Annotated in this window: 7 protein-coding genes and 1 pseudogene; 4 read left to right on the top strand and 4 right to left on the bottom strand. The window is 73.5% G+C overall.

The window, feature by feature from the left end:
* From ACWGI2_RS41930 to ACWGI2_RS41915, 4 genes and pseudogenes are all read right to left on the bottom strand, one after another.
* The coding region (locus ACWGI2_RS41930; protein ID WP_453701310.1) for a type I polyketide synthase at positions 1 to 2734 on the bottom strand (2734 nt) is incomplete at its 3' end.
* 74 nt (positions 2735 to 2808) lie between these two features.
* The gene (locus ACWGI2_RS41925) at positions 2809 to 3678 is read right to left on the bottom strand and encodes a ketoacyl-synthetase C-terminal extension domain-containing protein (protein ID WP_453701313.1); all 870 of its coding nucleotides are present in this window, start codon (positions 3676 to 3678) and stop codon (positions 2809 to 2811) included.
* 15 nt (positions 3679 to 3693) lie between these two features.
* Positions 3694 to 3906 (bottom strand): annotated as a pseudogene (locus tag ACWGI2_RS41920) (hypothetical protein); the annotation flags it as partial.
* On the bottom strand, positions 3849 to 4586 hold the full coding sequence (locus tag ACWGI2_RS41915; protein WP_453701312.1) for an acyl-CoA dehydrogenase family protein: 738 nt from the start codon (positions 4584 to 4586) through the stop codon (positions 3849 to 3851). The pseudogene ACWGI2_RS41920 and the gene ACWGI2_RS41915, both read right to left, overlap by 58 nt.
* 327 nt (positions 4587 to 4913) lie before the next feature.
* Here ACWGI2_RS41915 and ACWGI2_RS41910 point away from each other — a divergent pair, with 327 nt between their 5' ends.
* From ACWGI2_RS41910 to ACWGI2_RS41895, 4 genes are all read left to right on the top strand, one after another.
* Positions 4914 to 5819, top strand: coding sequence for an SAM-dependent methyltransferase (locus ACWGI2_RS41910; RefSeq protein WP_453401784.1), 906 nt, complete (start codon positions 4914 to 4916; stop codon positions 5817 to 5819).
* 127 nt (positions 5820 to 5946) lie between these two features.
* A complete protein-coding gene (locus tag ACWGI2_RS41905; protein ID WP_453701308.1) occupies positions 5947 to 11001 on the top strand; it encodes a type I polyketide synthase in 5055 nt (1684 codons plus the stop codon).
* Positions 11002 to 11069: 68 nt separating this feature from the next.
* On the top strand, positions 11070 to 21722 hold the full coding sequence (locus ACWGI2_RS41900; protein ID WP_453701307.1) for an SDR family NAD(P)-dependent oxidoreductase: 10653 nt from the start codon (positions 11070 to 11072) through the stop codon (positions 21720 to 21722).
* Between the two features lie 85 nt (positions 21723 to 21807).
* Positions 21808 to 23178, top strand: a 1371-nt coding sequence (locus ACWGI2_RS41895; protein WP_453701303.1) for a type I polyketide synthase, incomplete at its 3' end; no start/stop codon positions are given.

Below are 23178 nucleotides of genomic sequence, written 5' to 3'. Positions count from 1 at the left end.
GGAGCCAGTAGGGGTGGTGTTGGAAGGGGTAGGTGGGGAGGTTGATGTGGGTGGTTTGTTGTTGGGGGAGGTGGGGGGACAGGTCGGTGTTGTGGTGGTGGGTGTGGAGGGTGGTGAGGGTGGTGAGGTGGGTGTGGGTTTCGTTGGGGTGGTGGGGGGTGGTGTGGGTGGGGAGGTGGGGTGTGAGGGTGGGGTGGGGGGCGAGTTCGGTGAACAGGGTGATGTGTTGGGTGTGGGTGAGGTGGGTGATGCCTTGGTGGAAGTGGACGGGGTGGCGGATGTGCTGGGTCCAGTAGGCGGGGCTGTGGTGCTGTTGGGGGGTTGCGGGGGTGCCGGTGAGGTTGGAGATGACGGGGATGGTGGCATCGCCCAGGTGGTGGTGGGTGAAGAGTTGGGTGAGGTGGGTGGTGAAGGTGTCCAGGATGGGTTCGGTGTGGGTGCTGTGGAAGGCGTGGGCGACGTTGAGGGGGCGGGTGTGGATGCCGGCGGCCGTCAGCTCCCCGGCCAGCTCCTCGAGGGCGTGGAGGGGTCCGGCGAGGGTGGTGGCGGTGGGTGAGTTGTGGGCGGCGATTTCGATGTGTGGGTGTCGGTGGAGGTGTTCGGTGAGTGTGTCGGGGGTGGTGAGGGTGGCGAGCATGCCGGTGCCGGTGGGTAGGGTGTGGAGGAGTTTGGCGCGGGTGGCGACGATGTCGGCGGCGAGGTTGAGGGGGAGGGTGCCGGTGAGGTGGGCGGCGGAGAGTTCGCCGATGGAGTGGCCGATGAGGGCGTGGGGTGTGGCGCCGCCGGCTTGGAGGAGGCGGTAGGCGGCGATGTGGTGGGCGAAGAGGGCGGGCTGGGTGTAGAGGGTCGTTTCCAGCAGGGCCGCGTGCTCGCTGCCGGCTTGGGCGAACATGACCTGCTGGAGTGGCAGGTCCAGGTGGGGGTCGAGGGCTTGGCAGACTTCGTCCAGGGCGTCGGCGTAGGCGGGGAACGTCTGGTGGAGGTGGGCTCCCATGCCGGGTTTTTGGCTGCCCTGTCCGGAGAGGACGAGGGCCCAGCGGGCCGCTCCCGTGGTGGTGGTGCGGGGTGGGCCGGTGATCAGGGCGGGGTGGTCCCGGCCGCCGGCCAGCGCGGCCAGCGCGGCGTGCAGCTCATCGGGGTTGTCGGTGACGATCCCGGCGCGGTGTTCCAGTTTCGCGCGCCCCGACCACAGGCGGGCGGCCAGCGGGGCGGCTTCCGCCTCCGGGTGGGCTTGGACGAAGCCGGCGAGCCGGCCGGCGGCTTCGGCGAGGGCTTGCGGGGTTCGTGCGGAGACGACCACGGGTACCGGACCGGCGTGCTCTGCCTGCGGTTCTGTCCGGGCGGGTTGCGGCGCGGCCTCCAGGATCACGTGTGCGTTCGTCCCGCTGATGCCGAAGGAGGACACCGCGGCCCGCCGCGGGCGGCCGGTCTCCGGCCACGGCCGGGACTCGGTCAACAGCGAGACACTGCCCGTGCTCCAGTCGACGTGCCGGGACGGTTCATCGACGTGCAGCGTCGAGGGCAGCACCCCCTGCCGCATGGCTTCGATCATCTTGATGACGCCCGCGACGCCGGCGGCGGCCTGGGTGTGGCCGATGTTGGATTTGATGGAGCCGAGCCACAGCGGTTGTTCCACCGTGCGCTCCCGCCCGTAGGTGGCGAGCAGGGCCTGGGCCTCGATCGGGTCGCCGAGCGTCGTGCCCGTGCCGTGCGCCTCCACGGCGTCGATCTGGCTCGCGCTCAATCGCGCGTCGGCCAGGGCCTGTTCGATCACACGCTGCTGTGACGGGCCGTTGGGTGCGGTCAGGCCATTGGACGCGCCGTCCTGGTTGACCGCTGAGCCGCGCAGCACCGCAAGCACGGGGTGCCCGTTGCGCTGCGCGTCGGACAGCCGCTCCAGGAGCAGGAGGCCAACACCCTCACCCCAGCCGGTGCCGTCGGCCGCGTCGGCGAAGGGCTTGCAGCGGCCGTCGGGTGCCAGTCCGCGCTGCCGGGAGAACTCGACGAACACCCCCGGCGTCGACATCACGGTGACACCGCCGGCCAGGGCCAGTTCGCACTCACCGTTGCGCAGCGCCTGGGCCGCCAGGTGGAGGGAGACCAGCGAGGACGAGCACGCGGTGTCCACCGTGACGGCCGGGCCCTCCAGCCCGAAGGTGTACGCCACACGGCCCGAAGCCACGCTCGCCGCACTGCCGTTGCCCAGGAAACCGTCGTAGCCGCTGGGCAGCCGGTCGAGGAGCCGGGCGACGTACTCGCTGTACATCACGCCCGCGTAGACACCGGTCTTACTGCCCCTGAGGGTGTGCGGGTCCAGGCCCGCGCGTTCGAAGGTCTCCCAGGCCGTCTCCAGGAGCAGCCGCTGCTGAGGGTCCGTCGCTGTGGCCTCGCGGGGGCTGATGCCGAAGAACGCCGCGTCGAACGCCGCCGCGTCGTGCAGGAATCCGCCTTCGCACGCGTAACTCCTGCCGGATGCGTCCGGGTCGGGGTCGAAGAGGCCGTCGAGGTCCCAGCCGCGGTTGGCCGGGAAGCCGGAGATCGCGTCCGCGCCCTCGGCCACCAGCGTCCACAGCTCCTCGGGCGAGCGCACCCCGCCCGGGTACCGGCAGGCCATCGCGACGACCGCCACCGGCTCCCTGGCCCCGCTCTCCAGGACGGAAAGCCGCCGCTGTGCTTCGTGCAGTTCGGCAGTGACCCATTTCAGGTACTCGACGAGCTTTTCTTCCTTGGACATCCGCACTCGATCCAGTCGTGGCGAAAGGCGAAGGCATGCTTTCGGCGAGTTTCCGTACGGCCGCTAAAGGGCCCCTAAGAATTGCCGAAGTCCCGGAGGCGCCGGCTCGGCGCTGTGTCGGGCATCGTGTGCAGTGACATGTCCGTATGGCCGCTGAAAACTCTCATGTGACGGATGCGGCCGCTCGCGTCGATCCGCATAAGCGCAATCAGGGAGATCCTCAGGGAGTTTCCCTCCGTTACCTGATCGGGGCGGAGTTCGGCGACGATCGGAAGGGCCACGTGTTCTCCGTCGAGGGCGGCGACGGGGGTGCCAGGGGTCTCGTGGACGCCGTAGGCCACCAGGCCGGCGAGGTGGGACCGGTAGGCGGCGCGGTCGGTGAACGTTTTGTCGCCGACCGGATCCTCGACGTGCGGCGGATCGGTGAAGAGGGAGAGGACTCCGTCCACGTCACCCTCGTTGATCCGCCGGCAGTACTCCAGGGCGATGTGTTTGCGCGCGGCCTCGTCCAGCATCGGTGCTCCTCCCCTGACGGCGGTCCGGGCTCGTCCGGCCGGGGGAGCATGCTGGGCGCCGCCGCCAAAGGCACGCCAAAGCGTCAGGGCGCGCCCGGCTCGGACACGTCCCCGGCCGGCCAGTGGTGGCGGCGCCGGCATCGGGTGCGTGTCCAGTGCCTCGGCCGAGTGTGCCGACCAGACGAAGAGGTGCTGCCGCGGCCCCGGGCCCGGGGTGTCCGGAGTGACGGGTGGTTCCTCGACGATGACGTGCACGTGGGTTCCGTCGCGGCCGAGCGCGTTGACGCCCGCGATGTGACGGCCCGGCTCGGGGTCCCAGGGCAGGGGTTCGGCGGCGATGCAGAACGGGCTGTCCACCAGGTCGAGTCGGGGATGGGGACGATGGAAGTGGGGGGTGCCGGGAAGAACGCGGTGGTGGAGTGCAAGCACCGTTTTGATCAGGCCGGTGACGCCCGCCGCGGTGTCCAGGTGGCCGACGTTCGCCTTCACCGATCCGAGTGCGCAGAAGCCCCGGCGGTCGGTGGCGAACGCCTCGGTCAGTACGGTGAACTCGGCCGGGTCGCCCTCGGGGCTGCCCGCGCCATGGGCCTCGACGTAGCTCACCTCGGTCTCCTCCAGGCCCGCGGCCGCAAGGGCTTCGCGCACGGCACGCGCCTGGCCGCCAAGGTCGCCGTCGGCGTCGAACGGACGGCACCGTCCGGACCGGGCGAGGCCGCTCCCCTCCGGGCAGAGGTAGCCGGTGTGCTGGGGCAGCCGCAGGGCTTCGGTGGGCCTGTGGCGACGGCGAGCCGGCAGTCGGCGGGCGGACCTGGTGGGGCCGGTCGTGCCGTGGCGTGCCGGGCGAGCTCGGCGAAGGCTTCGCCAGGGTTCACCGTGACGGTGAACCGGCGGCGTGCGTCGCCTGCTGTCCGCCCGGCCAGTTCGATGAGGGCGGTGTCGCTGTGGTCGAGGTAGTGCACGGCCACCGCCGCAACGGCGAGCAGGCGTTCGAGCAGCTGCGGGGTGCCCTCGATGATGCTGAGGACCTTGCGGGTGGCGGCGGCGTCGCCGGCGTCCAGCGCGCGTGAGGCGGTCAGGCACAGGGCGCGGGCGGCGGCGAGGTCGATGCCCATGGCCGTGACGAGGGACTGGATCTGGCCGTGGTCGACGGCGTTGCGGCCGAAGACCTCACGGTCCAGGACGAAGGCGGAGCAGGCGGAGAACGCCCGGTGCGGCATCCCGACGGCCATCCAGGCGACCGCGTGTCGGCCGTGTTCCAGCAGCTGCGGGACCAGCACGGTGGAGGCGAAGCCGGGCCGGCCGATGACGGCTGCCCGCTCGACGGGGCAGTCCCGCATCACTTCCGTGGCCGGTCCGGCGGCGCGCAGCCCGAGCAGCCCGGCCATGGGCGTGACCTCCAGGCCGGGGTTGCCGCGCTCCAGCAGGCAGCACACCTGGTCTCCGGCGCCGCGGGCCAGGACGAGATAGAGATCCGCGCGTCGGTGAAGCGGCTCTCGATCACCCGCATCCCCCTGCGCGCGCCGGACCCCATTCGTTCACTCCGGCATTGACGCGTCTAGACCGGACCAAGGCGGTCTTTAGAACCCGCTCCTAGCTTCCCGTTCGTCAGATGTGGAATTTCCGCGGCCGTCTCGGGCGCCCGATCGCAGAAAGGGAGCGCCGTCGTGAAGCTGTCGGCACTGTGGCAGGACATGCGGATGCTGGGGAACCTGTTCCTGGTTCGCACAACGTCAGACCCCGAGAAGAAGACCGCGCGGTTGTACGAGATGTACCCACCGGATCGGCTCGTGGTCGAGGACACTCACTACTACAACCTCGGCTACTGGAAGCCCGGTTGCACCACGCTGGACGAGGCCGCCGAGACGCTGGCCGACGTCGTGGCGGACACTGCCGAGTTCAAGCCCGACAACACGATCCTGGACGTCGGCTTCGGCTACGGCGACCAGGACTTCCACTGGATCGACCGGTACGGGCCGAGCAAGATCATCGGAATCAACATCACCAGGATCCACATCCGGATCGCCCAGGAACGGGCCCGCGAGCAGGGCCTACAGGACCGGGTCGACTTCCGTGAGGGCTCGGCGACCGCGATCCCGCTGCCGGACAACAGCGTCGACAAGGTGGTGGCCCTGGAGTCGGCCTTCCACTTCGACACCCGCGCGGACTTCTTCGCCGAGGCGTTCCGTGTGCTGCGGCCCGGCGGTGTGCTGGTCACCGCCGACATCATCCCGATGGCGGGCGGCAAGGCCAAGGCCGACATCAGGTCCCACGCCATCAAGTGGATCCGCATCATGATCGACGACGCCAACTGGTACCCGCGCGACCGCTACGGCGATCTGCTGACCTCCGCCGGCTTCGATGCCGTCGAGGTCCGCTCGATCCGGGACAACGTCTACGAGCAGTGGCGGCAGTACCACGTGCGCCGAGTGCAGGACCCGGCCTTCCAGCGCCGTTCCAGCAAGCTCTTCTACAAGATGGTCGCCCTCGCACACCGCGACCAGGACCTGCTCACCGAGGAGCTGAAGTCGCTGGACTACGTGGTCGCCTCGGCCCGCAAGCCGGCCCTGTGACCACCGGCGGTCCGTGCCCCTGATCGGGCACGGGCCGCGTCCCGCCGAACGCAACCCCACCGGTCCGCATCCGCCGCGCGGTTCCCTGCCCCGCAGGGCCCGCGGGCGCCGTACCCGAAGGCGTTCCATGGCCAGCAACGAGGACAAGCTCCGCTCGTATCTCAAGGCGGTCACCACCGATCTGCAACAGACCCGGCAGCGGCTGCAGGCGATGGAGCAGCGCGAGCACGAGCCGATCGCGGTGATCGGGATGGCCTGCCGCTATCCCGGCGGGGCGGTGTCGCCGGAAGCCCTGTGGGAGCTGGTGGCGGCGGGCCGGGACGCGATCGGCGAGTTCCCCGCCGACCGGGGCTGGGACCTGGAGGCCGTGTTCGACGCCGACCCCGACCGGGCCGGTACGAGCTACGCCCGCCGCGGTGGGTTCCTCTACGACCTGCCGGAATTCGACGCCGAGTTGTTCGGGGTGTCGCCGCGCGAGGCCATGGCGATGGATCCACAGCAGCGGCTGCTTCTGGAACTGGCGTGGGAGGCGCTGGAGCGGGCCGGGATCGCGGCCGACCGGCTGCGTGGATCGGCCACCGGCGTGTTCGCGGGGGCGTCGGCGACGGACTACGGGCCGCGGCTGCACGAAGCGAGCGGCGGCGCTGAGGGCTACGTGCTGACCGGGACGACGCCCAGTGTCGTCTCCGGGCGGATCGCGTACACGCTCGGGCTCGAAGGGCCGGCCCTGACCGTGGACACGGCATGCTCGTCCTCGCTGGTGGCGGTGCACCTCGCGGCGCAGGCCCTGCGCCGGGGAGAGTGCGGCCTTGCACTGGCGGGCGGGGCGACGGTGATGTCGACGCCGGGCATGTTCGTGGAGTTCTCACGGCAGCGCGGGCTGGCCTCCGACGGGCGCTGCAAGTCGTTCTCCGACAACGCCGACGGAACCGGCTGGGCCGAGGGGGCCGGTCTGCTCGTGCTCGAACGGCTCGGTGACGCCGTGGCGCAGGGGCATCCGGTGCTCGCCGTCATACGGGGCAGCGCGGTCAACTCCGACGGCGCCTCCAACGGGCTCACCGCGCCCAACGGCCCGTCCCAGCAGCGGGTCATCGCCCAGGCCCTCGCCGACGCGCACCTCACCGCGCGGCAGATCGACGCGGTGGAGGCGCACGGCACGGGCACGGCACTGGGCGACCCGATCGAGGCGCAGGCGCTGCTCGCGGCGTACGGGCCGGAGCACTCGGCCGAACAGCCGCTGTGGCTGGGGTCGGTGAAGTCCAACATCGGGCACACCCAGGCCGCGGCCGGCGTGGCGGGCATCATCAAGATGGTGCAGGCCATGCGGCACGGCCGTCTGCCGCGCACCCTGCACGCCGAGCGGCCCTCCCGGCACGTCGACTGGACGTCGGGCGGGGTGGCGCTGCTGGCGGCAGACACCGCGTGGCCGGAGGCGGACCGGCCCCGGCGCGCCGCGGTCTCGGCCTTCGGCATCAGCGGCACCAACGCGCACGTCGTCCTGGAACAGGCGCCGCGGCCGGTGGAGGCGGAGGGCGGGGAGCGCGGGGTGAGCCCTGCGGAGCCGATCGACGAGCAGCGCGCGGGGGAGGCCGGGCAGGCCGCGCCCCGGCCGGTCGCGGCGAAGAACGGACGGCTTCCGGACGAGGAGGACCGAGCCCCCCGCACCGGGCTGTGGGTGCTGTCCGCCCGTTCGCAGGAGGCGTTGCGGGCCCGGGCCGTGGAGTTGGGGGACACCGTCCGCGGCGTGTCCGGGGTTCCGGTCGCCGACGTGGGGTGGTCGCTGGCGACGACCCGGGCGTCCTTCGAGGACCGGGCCGTGGTGCTGGGCGCCGACCGGGACGAACTTGTGGAGGGCCTCGACGCCCTGGCCGTGGGCGGTACGTCGCCGCGACTGGTGCGCGGGCGGGCCGTGGCAGGTGCGGCGCGCCCGGTGTTCGTGTTCTCCGGTCAGGGCTCGCAGTGGTCCGGTATGGCGCTCGCGTTGTGGGACGCCGAGCCGGTGTTCGCCGCGTGGATGCGGCGCTGCGGAGAGGCCCTCGCACCGCACACCGGCTGGGAGCTGCGAAGCATGCTGGACGCCCCCGCGGACGACGCGTGCTGGGGCCGCGACGACGTCGTACAGCCGCTGCTGTGGGCGGTGATGGTGTCGCTGGCCGAGTTGTGGCGGCACCACGGGGTTGTGCCGGCCGCGGTCGTGGGGCATTCGCAGGGCGAGTTCGCCGCGGCGGTGGCGGCGGGCGCGCTGTCCCTGGAGGACGGCGCCCGGCTGGTGGCCGCGCGCAGCAGGGTCGTGGGCGCGCTGTCCGGGCGCGGTGCCATGGCTACGGTGGCCCTGCCCGTCGCGGAGGTGGAGCGCCAACTGGCCGAGCAGGGCGGCGAGATCGGTGTGGCGGCCGTCAACGGACCGTCGGCCACGGTGGTGGCCGGCGCCACCGACGCGGTGGAGGCGTACGTGGCCCACTGCGCGCGGCAGGGTGTGCGGGCCCGCGCGGTGCCCATCGCGTACGCCTCGCACTCGGCGCTGGTCGAGCCCGTGCGCGAGGACATGCTGCGCGAGCTCTCCGGAGTGAGCGCGCGCGCCGGTTCGGTGCCGTTGTTCTCGACCGTCACCGGGGAGCTGCTGTCCACCGAGACCCTGGACGCCGCCTACTGGTACCGCAATCTGCGTTCTCCGGTGCTGTTCGCGCGGGCGGTGGAGCGGCTGCTGGACGCGGGACACACCGTGTTCCTGGAGATGAGCCCCCACCCGGTGCTGGCACAGGCCGTCGAGGAGTGCCTCGACGCGACCGGGACCGACGGCCGGGCGCTGGGCACGCTGCGCCGCGGCGAGGGCGGTGAACCACGGTTCCGGCAGGCGCTCGCGGAGGCGTACGCCGCCGGTGTGGTGCCCGACTGGCAGGCAGTCTTCCCCGGCGCGCGGGCCGTGCCCTTGCCCACGTACCCGTTCCGGCGCCGCCGCTACTGGCTCGCCGACCGGGCCGAGAGCGCCCCGGGGCCGACCCGCGGACACGATGGCGACGAGCGGTTCTGGGACCTGGTGGAGCGGGCGGACGCCGCCGCGCTGCGCCGGGAGCTGCCGGGGGTCGGTGAGGACGCGCTGCGCGAGGTGGTCCCGGCGCTGCACGAATGGCGCGGCCGAACCCGCGCCGACGCCGCGCTCGCCGACCTGCGCTACGAGGTGGTGTGGCGCCCCGTCGCGGAACGGCCGGCCGCGGGATGCATCGGGCACTGGCTGCTGGTGACCCCGGGCGCACCATCCGGACAGCGGTCCGCCGACTGGGCCGAGGCCGCCCACGACGCCCTGGCCGCCCGGGGTGCGCGGGTCACGGAGCTGGAGCTGACCGGCCTGGGACCGGACGACCGCGCGGCCATCGCGCGGCGGGTGGCGGAGGCGTCGGCGGGCGGGCCGGTCGAAGGGGTCCTGTCGCTGCTGGCGCTGGACGAGCGGCCGCATCCGGCACACGCCGCGCTGCCGTCCGGAGTGGCCGGGCTGCTCGGACTCGTGCAGGCTCTGGCCGACCTTGGGACGGACGTTCCGCTCTGGTCGTTGACCCGTGCCGCGGTGAGTGCCTTCGACGGTGATCCGCTGCTGCATCCCGTCCAGGCGCAGACCTGGGGTCTGGGCCGGGTGGTGGCCTTGGAACAGCCCCGGATGTGGGGCGGTCTGATCGATCTGCCGCCCGACCCCGGCGCCGAGGAGTGGCAGCGGCTGTGCACCGTCCTGTCGGGCGGGGCCGGTGAGGAGGACCAGCTCGCGATCCGCCCGGGCGGCGTCCGGGTACGCCGGCTGGTCCCCGCCCCGGTGCCCGCCGGGGGTCCGGTGTGGCGGCCGGGCGGCACGGTCGTGGTCACCGGCGGCTCCGGGACGCTCGCGCCGCACCTGGCGCGCTGGCTCGCCGACGCCGGTGCCGAGCACGTCGTCCTGGCCAGCCGCCGCGGGCCCGACGCACCCGGCCATGCGGCGCTCGCCGCCGAACTCGCCGCGCACGGCGCCCGGGTGACGGCGCTGTCCTGCGACATCACGGACCGGGAGTCGGTGCGGGCGCTGCTGCGGGAGGCCGCCGCGCTGGGCGGGGGCCCGGTGCGGGCGGTGGTACACGCGGCCACGGCCACCCGGCTCGCGCCGCTGTCCGCCACGGGTACCGCCGAGCTGGCCGACGTGCTGGCGGCGAAGACGCTCGGAGCGGTGCACCTGGCGGAAGTCGCGGATGCCGACGGCCCGCCGGAGCTGGTGTTCTTCTCCTCCATCGCCGCTGTCTGGGGCAGCGGCGAGCACGGCGCGTACGGGGCGGCGAACGCGTTCCTCGACGCGTACGCCGAGCAGCTGCGGCAGCGGGGCCGCACCGCCACGGCGGTCGCCTTCGGCGCGTGGCGCAGCGACGAACTGCCCGAGGAACTGGACGAGGCGCAGCTGGAGCGGCAGGGCCTGCCCCTGCTGGAGCCGCGGCTCGCGCTGGCCGGACTCGGCCGGGAACTGGCCGCCGGCGGTGGACGTCCGGTGGCCCTGGTCGACGTGCGCTGGGAGACCTTCGCGCCGGTGTTCGCCTCGGCCCGGCCCCGGCCGCTGCTCGACGAGATCCCCGCGGTGCGTGGCGCGTTGGAGCGTGCCGCGCACCCGGAGGCCGCGGGTGGGGGCGTCGACGCGGAGCGGCTGCGGCGGCTGGCCCGGCTGCCCGAGGCGGCCCGTGCCCGGGAGGTGCTGGACGTGGTGACCGCGGAGGTGTCCGCGGTGCTGGGGCACTCCCCCGGAGACCGCCCCAGTCCGGACCGGACGTTCAAGGAGCTGGGGTTCGACTCGCTCACCGCGGTGGCTTTGCGCAACCGGCTGCGTGCGGCGACCGGGCTGGCGCTGCCCGTGACGCTCGTCTTCGACCACCCCAGTCCGCAGGCGCTTGCCCGGTTCCTGACGGGCCGTCTGGGCGAGGACGGCGCGAGTGCGCCGGCCGGGTCGGTGCACGAGGAACTGAACCGGCTGACCGCCGCCCTGGAGGCGGCGCCCGTGGCGGACGGTGAGCGGACGGCCGTACGCGACCGGCTGCTGGCGCTGGCCGACACGCTCGCCCCGCTGCCCTTCGGAGGCGGCCCCGGCGGCGTCGACGCGGACCTCGACGAGGTCAGTACCGACGACCTGCTGAAGATCATCGACCACGAGTTCGGCGCCGACGGCATCGGCGTCGACTGAACCGCAACCGACGCGACGTCACCGGCCGACCGGAGCCGAAGCGGCGGACGAAGGGAGCTGTCCCGGCCATGGCCGAGGAAGACAAGCTGCGCGACTACCTCAAGCGGCTCACGGCCGATCTGCGCCGGACCACCCGCAAGCTCCGGGAGTTGGAGGAGCAGCGGCGGGAGCCGGTCGCGATCGTCGGCATGGCCTGCCGCTACCCCGGCGGCGCACACTCCCCGGAGGAGCTGTGGGAGCTGCTGCGGGACGGCCAGGACGTCATCTCGGCGATGCCCGCGAACCGCGACTGGCACCTGGACGACCACTTCGACCCCGACCCCGGCCGGCCCCACACCTCGTACGTGCGTGAGGGCGGGTTCCTGGACGACGTGTCCGGGTTCGACGCGCCCTTCTTCGGCATCTCGCCGCGTGAGGCCCTCGCCATGGATCCGCAGCAGCGGCTGCTGCTGGAACTGGCCTGGGAGAGCGCGGAGCGGGCCGGTATCGATCCGCACGCGCTGCGCGGCACCTCCACCGGCGTGTTCGTCGGCAGCAATCCCACCGAGTACGGCGGACTCCTCGGGGACGCCCCGGCGAGTGTCGGCGGGCATCTGCTCACCGGCACGGTCCTGAGCGTGCTGTCCGGCCGCCTCGCCTACACCCTCGGCCTGGAGGGGCCGGCGGTGAGCGTGGACACCGCCTGCTCCACGTCGCTGACCGCGGTGCACCTGGCGGTGCAGGCATTGCGCCGCGGGGAGTGCGCGATGGCGCTGGCCGGCGGGGCGACGGTCTTCTCGACGGTGGGGCCGTTCACCGAGATGAGCCGGCAGCGGGTGCTGGCCGCGGACGGCCGGTGCAAGGCCTTCGGCGCCGTTGCCGACGGCATGGGCATGGCCGAGGGTGCGGGCATGGTGCTCCTGGAGCCGCTGGGCGAGGCCCGCCGCAGGGGGCACCGGGTGCTGGCGGTGATCCGGGGCAGCGCGGTCAACTCCGACGGTTCCTCGAACGGGCTGACGGCGCCCAGTGGGCGTGCGCAGGAGAAGGTGATCCGGGCGGCCCTGGCCGACGCGGGCCTGTCTGCCGCCGACGTGGACGCGGTCGAGGCGCACGGCACCGGGACCGAACTGGGCGATCCGATCGAGGCGCAGGCGCTGCTGGAGACGTACGGGCGCGGCCGCGGTATCTCGGAGGCGCCGCTGTGGCTGGGGTCGGTGAAGTCGAACATCGGGCACACCCAGGCCGCCGCGGGCGTGGCCGGACTGATCAAGCTGGTGCTGGCACTGGGACATGACGAGCTGCCTCGCACGCTGCACGCTCACTCGCCCAGCCCGCACATCGAGTGGGATCCGGCCGCGCTGGCCCTGTTGAACGAGCCGGTGCCGTGGCGGGAGAACGGCCGCCCGCGGCGCGCGGCGGTGTCGGCGTTCGGCATCAGCGGGACCAACGCGCACGTGATCGTCGAGCAGGCGCCCGCCGAGGACGAGCGGCCGGCGTCCCCCGACCGGATTCCCGCCTCCGGCCCCGCGGGCACGGGGCCGGCCCTGCCCTGGCTGGTCTCCGGTGCGAGCGCGGACGGGCTGCGGGCCCAGGCCGTCCGACTGGCCGGCCATCTGCGGGCCCACCCGGAGCCGGGGGACGACGATGTGGCGCACGCGCTGGCGACGGGCCGGGCCGCCCTCGGGCACCGCGCGGTGCTGCTGGGCCACGACCGCCACGAGCGGCTGGCGCAGTTGGACGCGCTCGGCCGGGGCGAGCCGGCCACCGGGCTGGTCACGGGCGTCCGGCAGACCGGGCGCGTCGCGTTCCTCTACCCGGGGCAGGGCAGCCAGCGTCCCGGCATGGGACGGGAGTTGTACACGGCGTTCCCGGAGTTCGCCGAGGCGCTGGACGAGGTGTGCGCGGCGCTGGACGAGCATCTCGACGTACCCGTGCGAGACGTGCTGTTCGCCGAGGCGGGCACGGAGCAGGCCGCCCTGCTCGACCACACGCTCTACACGCAGCCGACGCTGTTCGCGGTGCACACCGCGCTGACCCGCCTGCTCCGGGCGTGGGGCATCCGGCCGGATCACCTCATCGGGCATTCGGTCGGGGAGCTCTCCGCCGCCCACCTCGCCGGAGTGCTCCCGCTGCCGGTGGCGGCCGACATGGTCGCGACCCGTGCCAAGCTCCTCCACACCCTCCCCGCCGGCACCGGCATGCTCGCCGTACTCTCCGGCCCGGAGCCGTTGACGGAGTACCTCGCGCGGCATCCGCGGGCGGAGATCGCCGCCCACAACGCGCCCGCCGCCACCACCCTCGCCGGGCCGAGCGACGTCCTGGACCAGGTGGCAGGCGAGTTGACGGCCGCCGGGATCCGCACTCGGGCGCTGAAGGTCGCCCACGCCTTCCACAGCGCCCACACCGACCCCGTCCTGAAGGCCTACGGCGATCATCTGGCCGGGCTGTTCGCCCAACACCACCTCGGCGTCGCCGACATCCCGGTGATCTCCAACGTCACCGGAGCCACCGCGACCACCGAGCAGCACCACGACCCCGGCTACTGGGCACGGCACATCCGCATGCCCGTCCGCTTCCACCAGGGCGTCACCGACCTGCTCGGCCACGGTGTCACCGGCTTCCTGGAGCTGGGCCCGGACACCACACTCGGCCCCCTGGTCCAAGCGGTCCTCGACGGCGCGGACCCGGCGGCGGACGATCCCGAGCCGGTCGTCGTGACATCGGCGCAGCGGCGCGACCACCCCGAGGCTCCGGCCCTGCTGACGGCTGTCGCTCGGCTGCAGGCACACGGGACGGACGTCGACTGGCGCCCGTTGTTCGCCGGCCGGGACATCCGCCGGGTCGACCTGCCCGCCTACGCGTTCCAGCGACGTACGTACTGGCTGGCGCCGGCCGCACCGAGCGGCACGCAGCCCGGAGTACGGGCCACCCGCCACCCCCTGCTCGGAGCGGTGCTGGAGGTCGCGGATCCGGAGCGGCCGGGCACTCTGTTCACCGGCCGCGTCAGCACCCGCGTACCGGGCTGGCTGGCCGACCACGTGCTCGGTGAGGCGGTGGTACTGCCGGGCACGGCCATGGCGGAGATCGCCCTGTGCGCCGCCCGGCACGCGGGCGGTTCCCAGGTGGAGGAACTGACCCTGCGTTCCCCGGTGGTGGTGCCGGACGGCGGCGCCCTGGAGATCCAGGTGGGCGTGGGCGCGCCGGCCGCCGACGGCCGCCGAACGCTGACCTTCTCCACCCGCCCCGAGCCGGACGCACACGACGGCTCCGCCGAACCGGACGCCGATGACGCCGAGTGGAGCCTGCACGCCACCGCCACTCTGGCGACCGAGCCGCCCGACACCCCGCCTCCGTGGGACGGCGGCGGTGCCTGGCCCCCCGCCGGCGCGACGGCCGTACCACTGGAGGACCTCTACGAGCGACTGCACGACCGAGGGATGCGCTTCGGCCCGGCCTTCCGCTCGCTGCGCGCCGTCTGGAAGCTGGGCGAGCACCTCTACGCCGACCTGGCCCTGCCCGACGACCGGCACACGGATCTGGAGGAGTACGGCGTCCACCCGGCTCTGCTGGACGCCGCGTTGCACACCATGGGCCTGCTGGACACGACAGGGGCGGGCCTGCGGCTGCCGTTCGCCTGGTCCGGCGTACGGCTCCTCGGACGGGCCGGGGCGTCCCGGCTGCGCGCCCGGGTGACACCGACCGGCCCGGACACCCTGGCCCTGGATCTCGTCGGCACCGATGGCACCCCGGTGCTCAGCGCGGACGAGGTGACACTGCGTCCGGTCCCGGCGGGGGGCCTGGGCGCCGTACCGGATCCGCTGTACGGGGTGGAGTGGCGGGAGCTCACCGTGCCCGAGATCCCGGCGGTGGCCCCGGCCCCGCTGTGGGAGACGGGCCTCGACACGTACGCCGAACCGCCCGCCGGCACGGACGAGCCCCGCATCCTGGTGGTGCGATGCCCGGCGGGCAGCGGGCCCAGCGACGGTTCCACCGCCGAACGGGCGCGGACCACCGCGACCCTCGCGCTGACCGTTCTGCAGAACTGGCTCGCCGACGACCGGCCCGCGACGAGCCGCCTCGTGATGGTCACCCGCGGCGCGGTGGGAACGGGCCCGGACGAGGACGTGCCCGCACTGGACACGGCCCCGCTGTGGGGGCTGCTGCGGTCGGCGCAGTCCGAGCACCCCGACCGGATCGTGCTGATCGACGACGACCCCTCCGACCGGGCCTCCGGATCCGTCTCCGTGGCCGAAGCGGTGCGTCACGCGCTCACCGCCGGCGAACCGCAGGTCGCGATGCGTGGCGACCGCCTCCTTGTCCCCCGGCTCACCCGCATCACCGCGGACGGCCCGCCGCCGGCCCTGGACCCCGAGGGCACCGTCCTCGTCACCGGGGCGAGCGGCGCGCTCGGCGGGCAGGTCGCCACCCACTTGGTGGCCGCGCACGGCGTACGCCGGCTGCTGCTGGTCAGCCGGCGCGGCGAGGCCGCCGAGTCCACTCCGGTCCTGCGCGGCGAACTCACCGCGCTCGGCGCCGAGGTGACGTTCGCGGCCTGCGACGTCGCCGACCCGCAGGCGCTGGCCGGCACGCTGGCGCTGATCCCGGCGGAGCATCCGCTCACCGCCGTGGTGCACGCGGCGGGTGTCCTGGACGACGCGACCGTCACCGAGCTGACGCCCGGCCAACTCGACGCCGTGCTGCGGCCCAAGACGGACGGCGCCTGGCACCTGCACCGGCTGACGGCGGACCGCCCCCCGGCGGCGTTTGTGCTGTTCTCCTCGTTCGCGTCGGTGCTCGGCACCCCCGGCCAGGCCAACTACGCCGCCGCCAACAGTTTCCTCGACGCCCTCGCCCAGCACCGCCGGGCCGGGGGGCTGCCCGCTGTCAGCCTCGCCTGGGGTCTGTGGGACCAGGGCGGGATGGGCGAGAGCCTGGACCGGGCGGGACGGGCCCGGATCGCCCGCGCCGGTGTCCGCGCGATGCCCGCGGACCGGGCTCTGGCGCTGCTGGACGCGGCGCTGAGCAGCCCGGCCGCGCTGACCGCGCCGGTGCTCCTGGACCGCCAGGCGCTGCGCGCGCAGTCCCGGAACGCGACCCTGCCGGCCGTCCTGCGCGCCGTGGCACCCGCGCCTCAGCCGGCAGCCGCGCATGCGACGGACACCCGACCGGAGGCCTCCCCCACCGGGTCGGACATCAGCGCGCTCGGCGGACCCGAACGGGACCGTGCCCTGCTCGCACTGGTTCGCCGTACGACCGCGGTGGTGCTCAACCTCCCCGAGGGAGAATCGGTGAGCCCCGGCCAGTCCTTCCGCGACCTGGGGGTCGACTCACTCACCGGGGTGGACATACGCAACCAGTTGAGCGCCGCGACGGGACTGCGCGTGCCGGCCACGGCGGTCTTCGACCATCCCACGCCGCAGGCGCTCGCCGACTGGCTCGGGACCGAACTGTCCGGCCCCACCGCAGGCGTGGTGCAACCGGTGACCACGACCCGCGCCCCGGACGACGACCCCATCGCGGTCGTCGCCATGGCCTGCCGCTACCCCGGCGGCGTGGACTCGCCCGACGCCCTGTGGGACCTGCTGCGCCGGGGCGGGGAGGGCATCAGCACCTTCCCGGAGAACCGCGGCTGGCCCGGCGAGGCGATCTTCGACCCGAGCGGTGAACGGCCCGGCACGACCTACACGCGCGCGGGCGCCTTCCTGCACGAGGCCGACCGGTTCGACGCGGAGTTCTTCGGCATCTCGCCGCGCGAGGCGGCCTCCATGGACCCACAGCAGCGGCTGCTGCTGGAACTGTGCTGGGAGACCCTGGAGAGCGCAGGCATCCCCGCCGACCGGCTCCGCGGCTCGGCCACCGGCGTCTTCGCCGGGATCATGTACAGCGACTACGGCGGCCGGCTGCTGCTGCGTACCCCCGCCGAGTACGAGGGGTACGTGGGCAACGGCAGCGCCCCGAGCGTGGCGTCCGGGCGTGTCGCCTACACCTTCGGCTTCGAGGGCCCGGCCCTGACCGTCGACACGGCCTGCTCCTCCTCCCTCGTCGCACTGCACCTGGCCGCGCAGTCGCTCCGCAACGGCGAGTGCGAACTGGCCCTGGCGGGCGGCGCAACGGTGATGGCCACCCCGGCGGTCTTCGTGGAGTTCTCCCGGCAGCGCGGACTCGCGCCCGACGGCCGCTGCAAGTCCTTCTCGGACACGGCCGACGGCACCGGCTGGGGCGAGGGCGCCGGCCTCCTGCTGTTGGAACGGCTGTCCGACGCGCGACGCAACGGCCACCCCGTACTCGCGGTGCTGCGCGGCTCGGCCGTCAACCAGGACGGCGCCTCCAACGGCCTGACCGCCCCCAACGGCCCTTCCCAGCAGCGCGTCATCCAGCAGGCCCTGCACAACGCCCGGCTGACGGCCGCCGAGGTGGACGCCGTCGAGGCCCACGGCACGGGCACCACACTGGGCGACCCCATCGAGGCGCAGGCGCTCCTGGCAACGTACGGGCGGGAACACACCGCCGACCAGCCTCTGTGGCTGGGATCGGTCAAGTCCAACCTGGGACACACGCAGGCCGCGGCCGGTGTCGCGGGTGTGATGAAGATGATCCTGGCCATGCGCCACGGCGTGCTGCCGCGCACGCTGCACGCGGACCGGCCCTCGCGCCATGTCGACTGGGACACCGGGGCCGTCGCACTGCTCACCGAACAGCGGGACTGGTCGCGCGCCGGGGCGGAACGACCACGGCGGGCCGGGGTGTCGGCCTTCGGCATCAGCGGGACGAACGCGCATGTGATCGTGGAGGAGGCACCAGGGGCCGGGAGCGGAGCGGCAGGACACGCCGCTCGGGACATCGGCACGGGGGTGTCGCCCGGCTCAGGCTCTGCGGGCGAAGAGTCCGCGCCGGCGGTGTCCGATGCCGTCGTGCCGTGGCTGGTCTCCGGCGCGACCCCGGACGGGCTGAATGCCCAGGCCACGCGACTCGCCGATCACGTCCAGGCCCACCCCGAACTGGACCCGCAGGACGTGGCCTGGTCGCTCGCGTCCCGCCGCACCGCCCTGCCCTACCGCGCCACGGTGCTCGGCCGTGACCGTACGGAACTCCTCGACGGGCTGCGGACGGTGGCCCGGGGCGGGTCGGCGCCCGCCGCCGGGGTGATCCGCACGGACACCGAGCCGAAACCCGGCGGGCTCGTGTTCATGTACTCCGGCCAGGGCAGCCAGCGCCCCGGCATGGGAGCGCAACTGTACGGCGCCCTCCCGGTGTTCGCCGAGGCACTGGACGAGATGTGCGCGGCGCTGGACGACCACCTCGACGTACCGCTGCGCGAGGTGCTGTTCGCGGAGGCGGGCACCGAACGGGCCGCGCTGCTGGACCAGACCCTGTACACCCAGACCGGCCTGTTTGCCCTGCACACGGCACTCACCCGGCAGTTGGAGGCGTGGGGAGTCCGTCCGGACCATCTGATCGGCCACTCCATCGGCGAACTCTCCGCCGCCCACATCGCCGGCGCCCTGCCCCTCCCCACCGCCGCCCGCCTCGTCGCCACCCGCGCTTCCCTGATGCAGCGGCTCCCACGTCACACCGGCGGAATGCTGGCCGTGCAGGCGGATGCGGACACCCTCGCCGACGCTCTGCTGCGGCATCCCGAGGCGGAGATCGCCGCGTACAACTCCCCCACGGCGACCGTGCTCGCCGGTCCCGTCCCGGCCCTGACCGCGCTCGCCGACGAGCTGCGCACCGCCGGCATCCGCACCCGCACCCTCAAGGTCGGCCATGCCTTCCACTCCGCGCAGATGGACCCCGTCCTGGACGAGTTCACCGGCGCCGCGGCAGAGCTGACCCTTCGCCCGCCGGCCCTGCCGGTCGTCTCGAACATCACCGGCACCGAGGCCACGGCGGAACAACTCACCGATCCCGCCTACTGGTCCGAGCACATCCGCCGCCCGGTCCGCTTCCGGCAGGGCATCACCCATCTCCTCGGCGAGGGCGCCACCACGTTCCTGGAGATCGGCCCCGACGCCACGTTGACGGCCCTGACGCGGGCGATCCTGCCGGGCGGGGAGCCTCACACGGCGATCGCGGCGCTGCGGCCGACCCGTACGACCGCCGAGGCGACGCCCGACGAACCCACGGCCCTGTCGCACGCCCTGGCCACCCTCCACGCCCATGGCACCGGCCCGAACTGGACGGATGTCCTGCGCCCCGCCCGGCCCGTGGACCTGCCCACGTACGCCTTCCGGCACCGGCGTCACTGGATCGACCCGGCGGACCCGGCGGAGGACGCCCGCGCGGCGGCCGCGGCGCAGTCCGGGCTGCACTACCGTGCGGTCTGGACCCGACTGCCGCGCGGCGGGAACGCCCGCCTGGAAGGGACGTGGCTGCTGGTCCTGCCGCAGGACGGACACGCGGGCGAATGGGCGGAGTTCTGCGCTCGGGCCCTCCGGGACGCCGGGGCGCGGATCGCCACCCTGGAGACCGACCCGGGCGGGACGGAGCGGGCGGAACTGACCGGTCGTATCACCGCGCGGATCGCCGAGGAGGGCGGCACGGACGGCGGCCGTGTCAACGGCGTGCTGTCCCTGCTCGCCCTGGTCCGGGAGACCGGCCAGGGCGTGCCGGCCGGGCTCACCGCCACGATCGCGCTCACCCAGGCACTCGGCGACGCGGGCGTCCAGGCTCCGCTGTGGGCCGTCACCCGGCAGGCCGTCTCCGTGGACGAGGGCGAGCTTCTCGCCGATCCGGACGCGGCCCTGGTGTGGGGGTTCGGCCGGGTCGCGGCACTCGAAGCGCCCGCTCGATGGGGCGGGTTGATCGACCTGCCCGCTGCTCCGGAAGACCTCGGTACTCGCGGACGAGAGGAACTCGTCCGCGTGCTGGGGCCGATGGACTCGGGAGATGTGGCCGACGGGGCGGCGCCCGAAGACCAGGTCGCCTTGCGGGGGGACGGGGCGCGAGTACGGCGGGTCAGGCGTATGACGCCGGGGGTGCGGGCGTCAGCGTCAGCGTCCCGGTCTGCTCCGGACCCGGAGCAGACATCCGAGGCGACGTTCGCTGCAGCAGCCGGGGCCGGGGACGGGGACGCGGTGGGTGCCGGGGCCACGATGGGTGCCAAGTCGACATCTGAGACGACGCCCCAGTCGGGATCCGAAGCAACATCCGCCGCGACGCCCGCGCCGGCATCCCAGGCGGTGCCCACGACGGCGGACGAGCCCTGGCCACCGCGCGGCACCGTCCTGATCACCGGCGGCACCGGAGGTCTCGGCGCCCATACGGCCCGATGGCTGGCCACGAACGGTGCCGAGCACCTGCTGCTGGTGAGCCGCCGTGGTCCGGACGCCCCGGGCGCGGACGCGTTGCGGGCCGAACTCGCCGACGCGGGCGCCACCGTGACCATCAGCGCCTGCGATGTCACCGACCGATCGGCGCTGGCCGCGCTGCTGGACACCGTACCGACCGAGACCCCGCTCACGGCGGTGGTCCACACGGCCGGCGTCAGCGTCGACCGCCCCTTGGACGAACTGGACGCCCGGCACATGGCGGACGTCCTGGGCCCGAAGGCCGTAGCGGCCCGCCATCTGCACGAACTGACCCGGCAACCGGACGGCGCCGGCCGGCTGAGCGCCTTCGTGCTGTTCTCCTCGACCGCCGGGGTGTGGGGCAGCGGCGGGCAGAGCGCGTACGCCGCCGGAAACGCCTACCTCGACGCGCTCGCCGAGCACCGCCACGCCCTCGGTCTGCCCGCCACCGCGGTCGCGTGGGGTGCCTGGAGCGGCGGTGGCATGGCCGACACCGAGGAGAACACACGACGCCTGCGCCGCCGCGGCATCCGGGGCCTCGATCCGCGGACGGCGGTGGCGGCACTGGCCGAGGCCGTACGCGGTCGGGAGACGCACCTCACCATCGCTGACATCGACTGGGCAACCTTCGCCCTGGCCTTCACCTCCCGCCGCCCCAGCCCGCTGCTCGCCGAACTGCCGGACGTGCGGGAGGCCTTGGCGGAGCCGACCGGCCGGAACGCACCGGCCTCGGCGGATCCGCGGACGGACACGGACACGGACCCCGGTACGCGACTGCGCGCACGTCTGACCGGACTGTCGTCCGAGGAACGGCGCCGCGTCCTGCTGGAGTTGGTCCGAACGCAGGTCGCCGGCGTGCTCGGGCACACCTCGCTGGACGGCGTGCGCCCCGGGCAGCCGTTCAACGCACTGGGCTTCGACTCGCTCACGGCCGTCGAGCTGAGCAACCGCGTCAATGCCGAAACGGGCCTGAGTCTTCCGACGACCGTGGTCTTCGACCATCCGACGCCGGACGCCCTCGCCGAGTGTCTGCGCTCCGAACTCGGCGGCCCCGTCACCACCGGCGCGTCCCTGCTGGCCGACCTGGAACGCCTCGACACCGCGTTCACCAGCGACGCGCTGGAGGACGCGGAGGTACGTCGAGGGGCCGCGGAACAGCTGCGGCGGATGCTGGAGCGGCTCAACGATACGTCGCCGTACGGAGGTTCGGCCGCAGGCGGCGCTGCCGCAAACGGGTCGGCCGGCGGTTCCGGCAACGGCTCTCATAACGGGACCGGCGACGGCCCTCACAGCGGTTCCGGCGACGGTCCTCACAGCGGGGCCGACGGAAGTTCTCACAGCGGGACCGGCGGCGAGCACCGGGACGCTTCCGTCGAGCGGCAGAACCGCGATCTGGAGTCCGCTTCCGTCGACGACCTCCTCGACATCATCCAGACGGAGTTCGGCAAGTCGTGACTCCCGTCCGCCACCGCGCACCAGCCCACCGATCGTCCTTGACCACCCCTGCACCACTCCGCGCCTCGACAAGGAGCTTGCGCCGATGAAGAACGAGCAGAAGCTTCTGGACAACCTGAAGTGGGTGACCGCGGAACTCCGTGAGGCCCGGCGCCGCCTCAGTGAGGTCGAGTCGAAGTCCACGGAGCCCATCGCCATCGTCTCGATGGCCTGCCGCTACCCCGGCGGGGTCGGCTCACCCGAGGACCTGTGGAACCTCGTGGCCGAGGGCCGTGACGGCATCACCGAGTTCCCCACCGACCGCGGCTGGGCGGAGGACCTGTACGACCCCGACCCGGCTGCCGGCGGCAAGAGCTACACGCGGATGGGTGCCTTCCTGGAGGGAGCGGGCCGCTTCGACCCGGACCTGTTCGGCATCTCGCCCCGCGAGGCACTGGCCATGGACCCACAGCAGCGGCTGCTGCTGGAGACGGCCTGGGAGGCGTTCGAGCGGGCGGGCCTGGACCCGACCGGGAGAAAGGGATCCGCGACCGGCGTCTTCGCCGGGCTCAACTCCCAGGACTATCTGCTCCGTCTGTACCGGGCCACCGACGATCTGGAGGGTTACGCCGCCACCGGCAGTGCGGGCAGTGTGGCCTCGGGCCGGGTGGCGTACTCCTTCGGTCTCGAAGGCCCGGCGGTGACAGTGGACACCGCCTGCTCGTCCTCGCTCGTCGCCCTCCACCTGGCGATCCAGGCACTGCGCAACGGCGAGTGCGACGCCGCGCTCGCCGGTGGCGCCACGGTGATGACCAGCTCCTCCGCCTTCACGGTCTTCTCCCGACAGCGGGGCCTGGCGGCGGACGGCCGCTGCAAGGCGTTCGCGGAGGCGGCCGACGGCACCGGCTGGGGCGAGGGCGTTGGCCTCCTGCTCCTGGAGCGGCTGTCCGACGCCCAGCGCAACGGCCACCCCATCTTGGCGGTGCTGCGCGGCTCGGCCGTCAACCAGGACGGCGCGTCCAACGGCCTCACCGCTCCCAACGGCCCCTCCCAGCGCAGGGTGATCGAGCAGGCGCTCACGAACGCGCGGTTGCGGCCGGGTCAGGTGGACGTCGTCGAGGCGCACGGCACGGGTACCACGCTCGGCGACCCGATCGAGGCGCAGGCTCTGCTGGCGACGTATGGGCGGGATCACTCCGCGGAACGGCCGTTGTGGCTGGGCTCGGTGAAGTCGAACATCGGTCATACGCAGGCCGCGGCGGGCGTGGCCGGCGTGATCAAGATGGTGCAGGCGATGCGGCACGGGGTGCTGCCGCCGACCTTGCATGTCGACCGTCCGTCGAGTCATGTCGACTGGAGCGCGGGGTCCGTCTCGCTGCTGACGGAGGCGCAGTCGTGGCCGGAGACGGGTGAGGCACGGCGGGCGGCGGTGTCGTCGTTCGGAATGAGCGGGACGAACGCGCATGTGATCCTGGAG

The sequence above is a fragment of the Streptomyces sp. NPDC054866 genome (genome assembly GCF_053610745.1).
Note: the sequence above shows the minus strand (reverse complement) of the source record. Positions and strands in the feature narration are given on the sequence as shown.

Coding starts and splice junctions, on each gene's coding strand:
- ACWGI2_RS41900 (WP_453701307.1), top strand. CDS start 11,070: ATGGCCGAGGAAGACAAGCTGCGCGACTACCTCAAGCGGCTCACGGCC.
- ACWGI2_RS41905 (WP_453701308.1), top strand. CDS start 5,947: ATGGCCAGCAACGAGGACAAGCTCCGCTCGTATCTCAAGGCGGTCACC.
- ACWGI2_RS41915 (WP_453701312.1), bottom strand. CDS start 4,586: ATGCGGGACTGCCCCGTCGAGCGGGCAGCCGTCATCGGCCGGCCCGGC.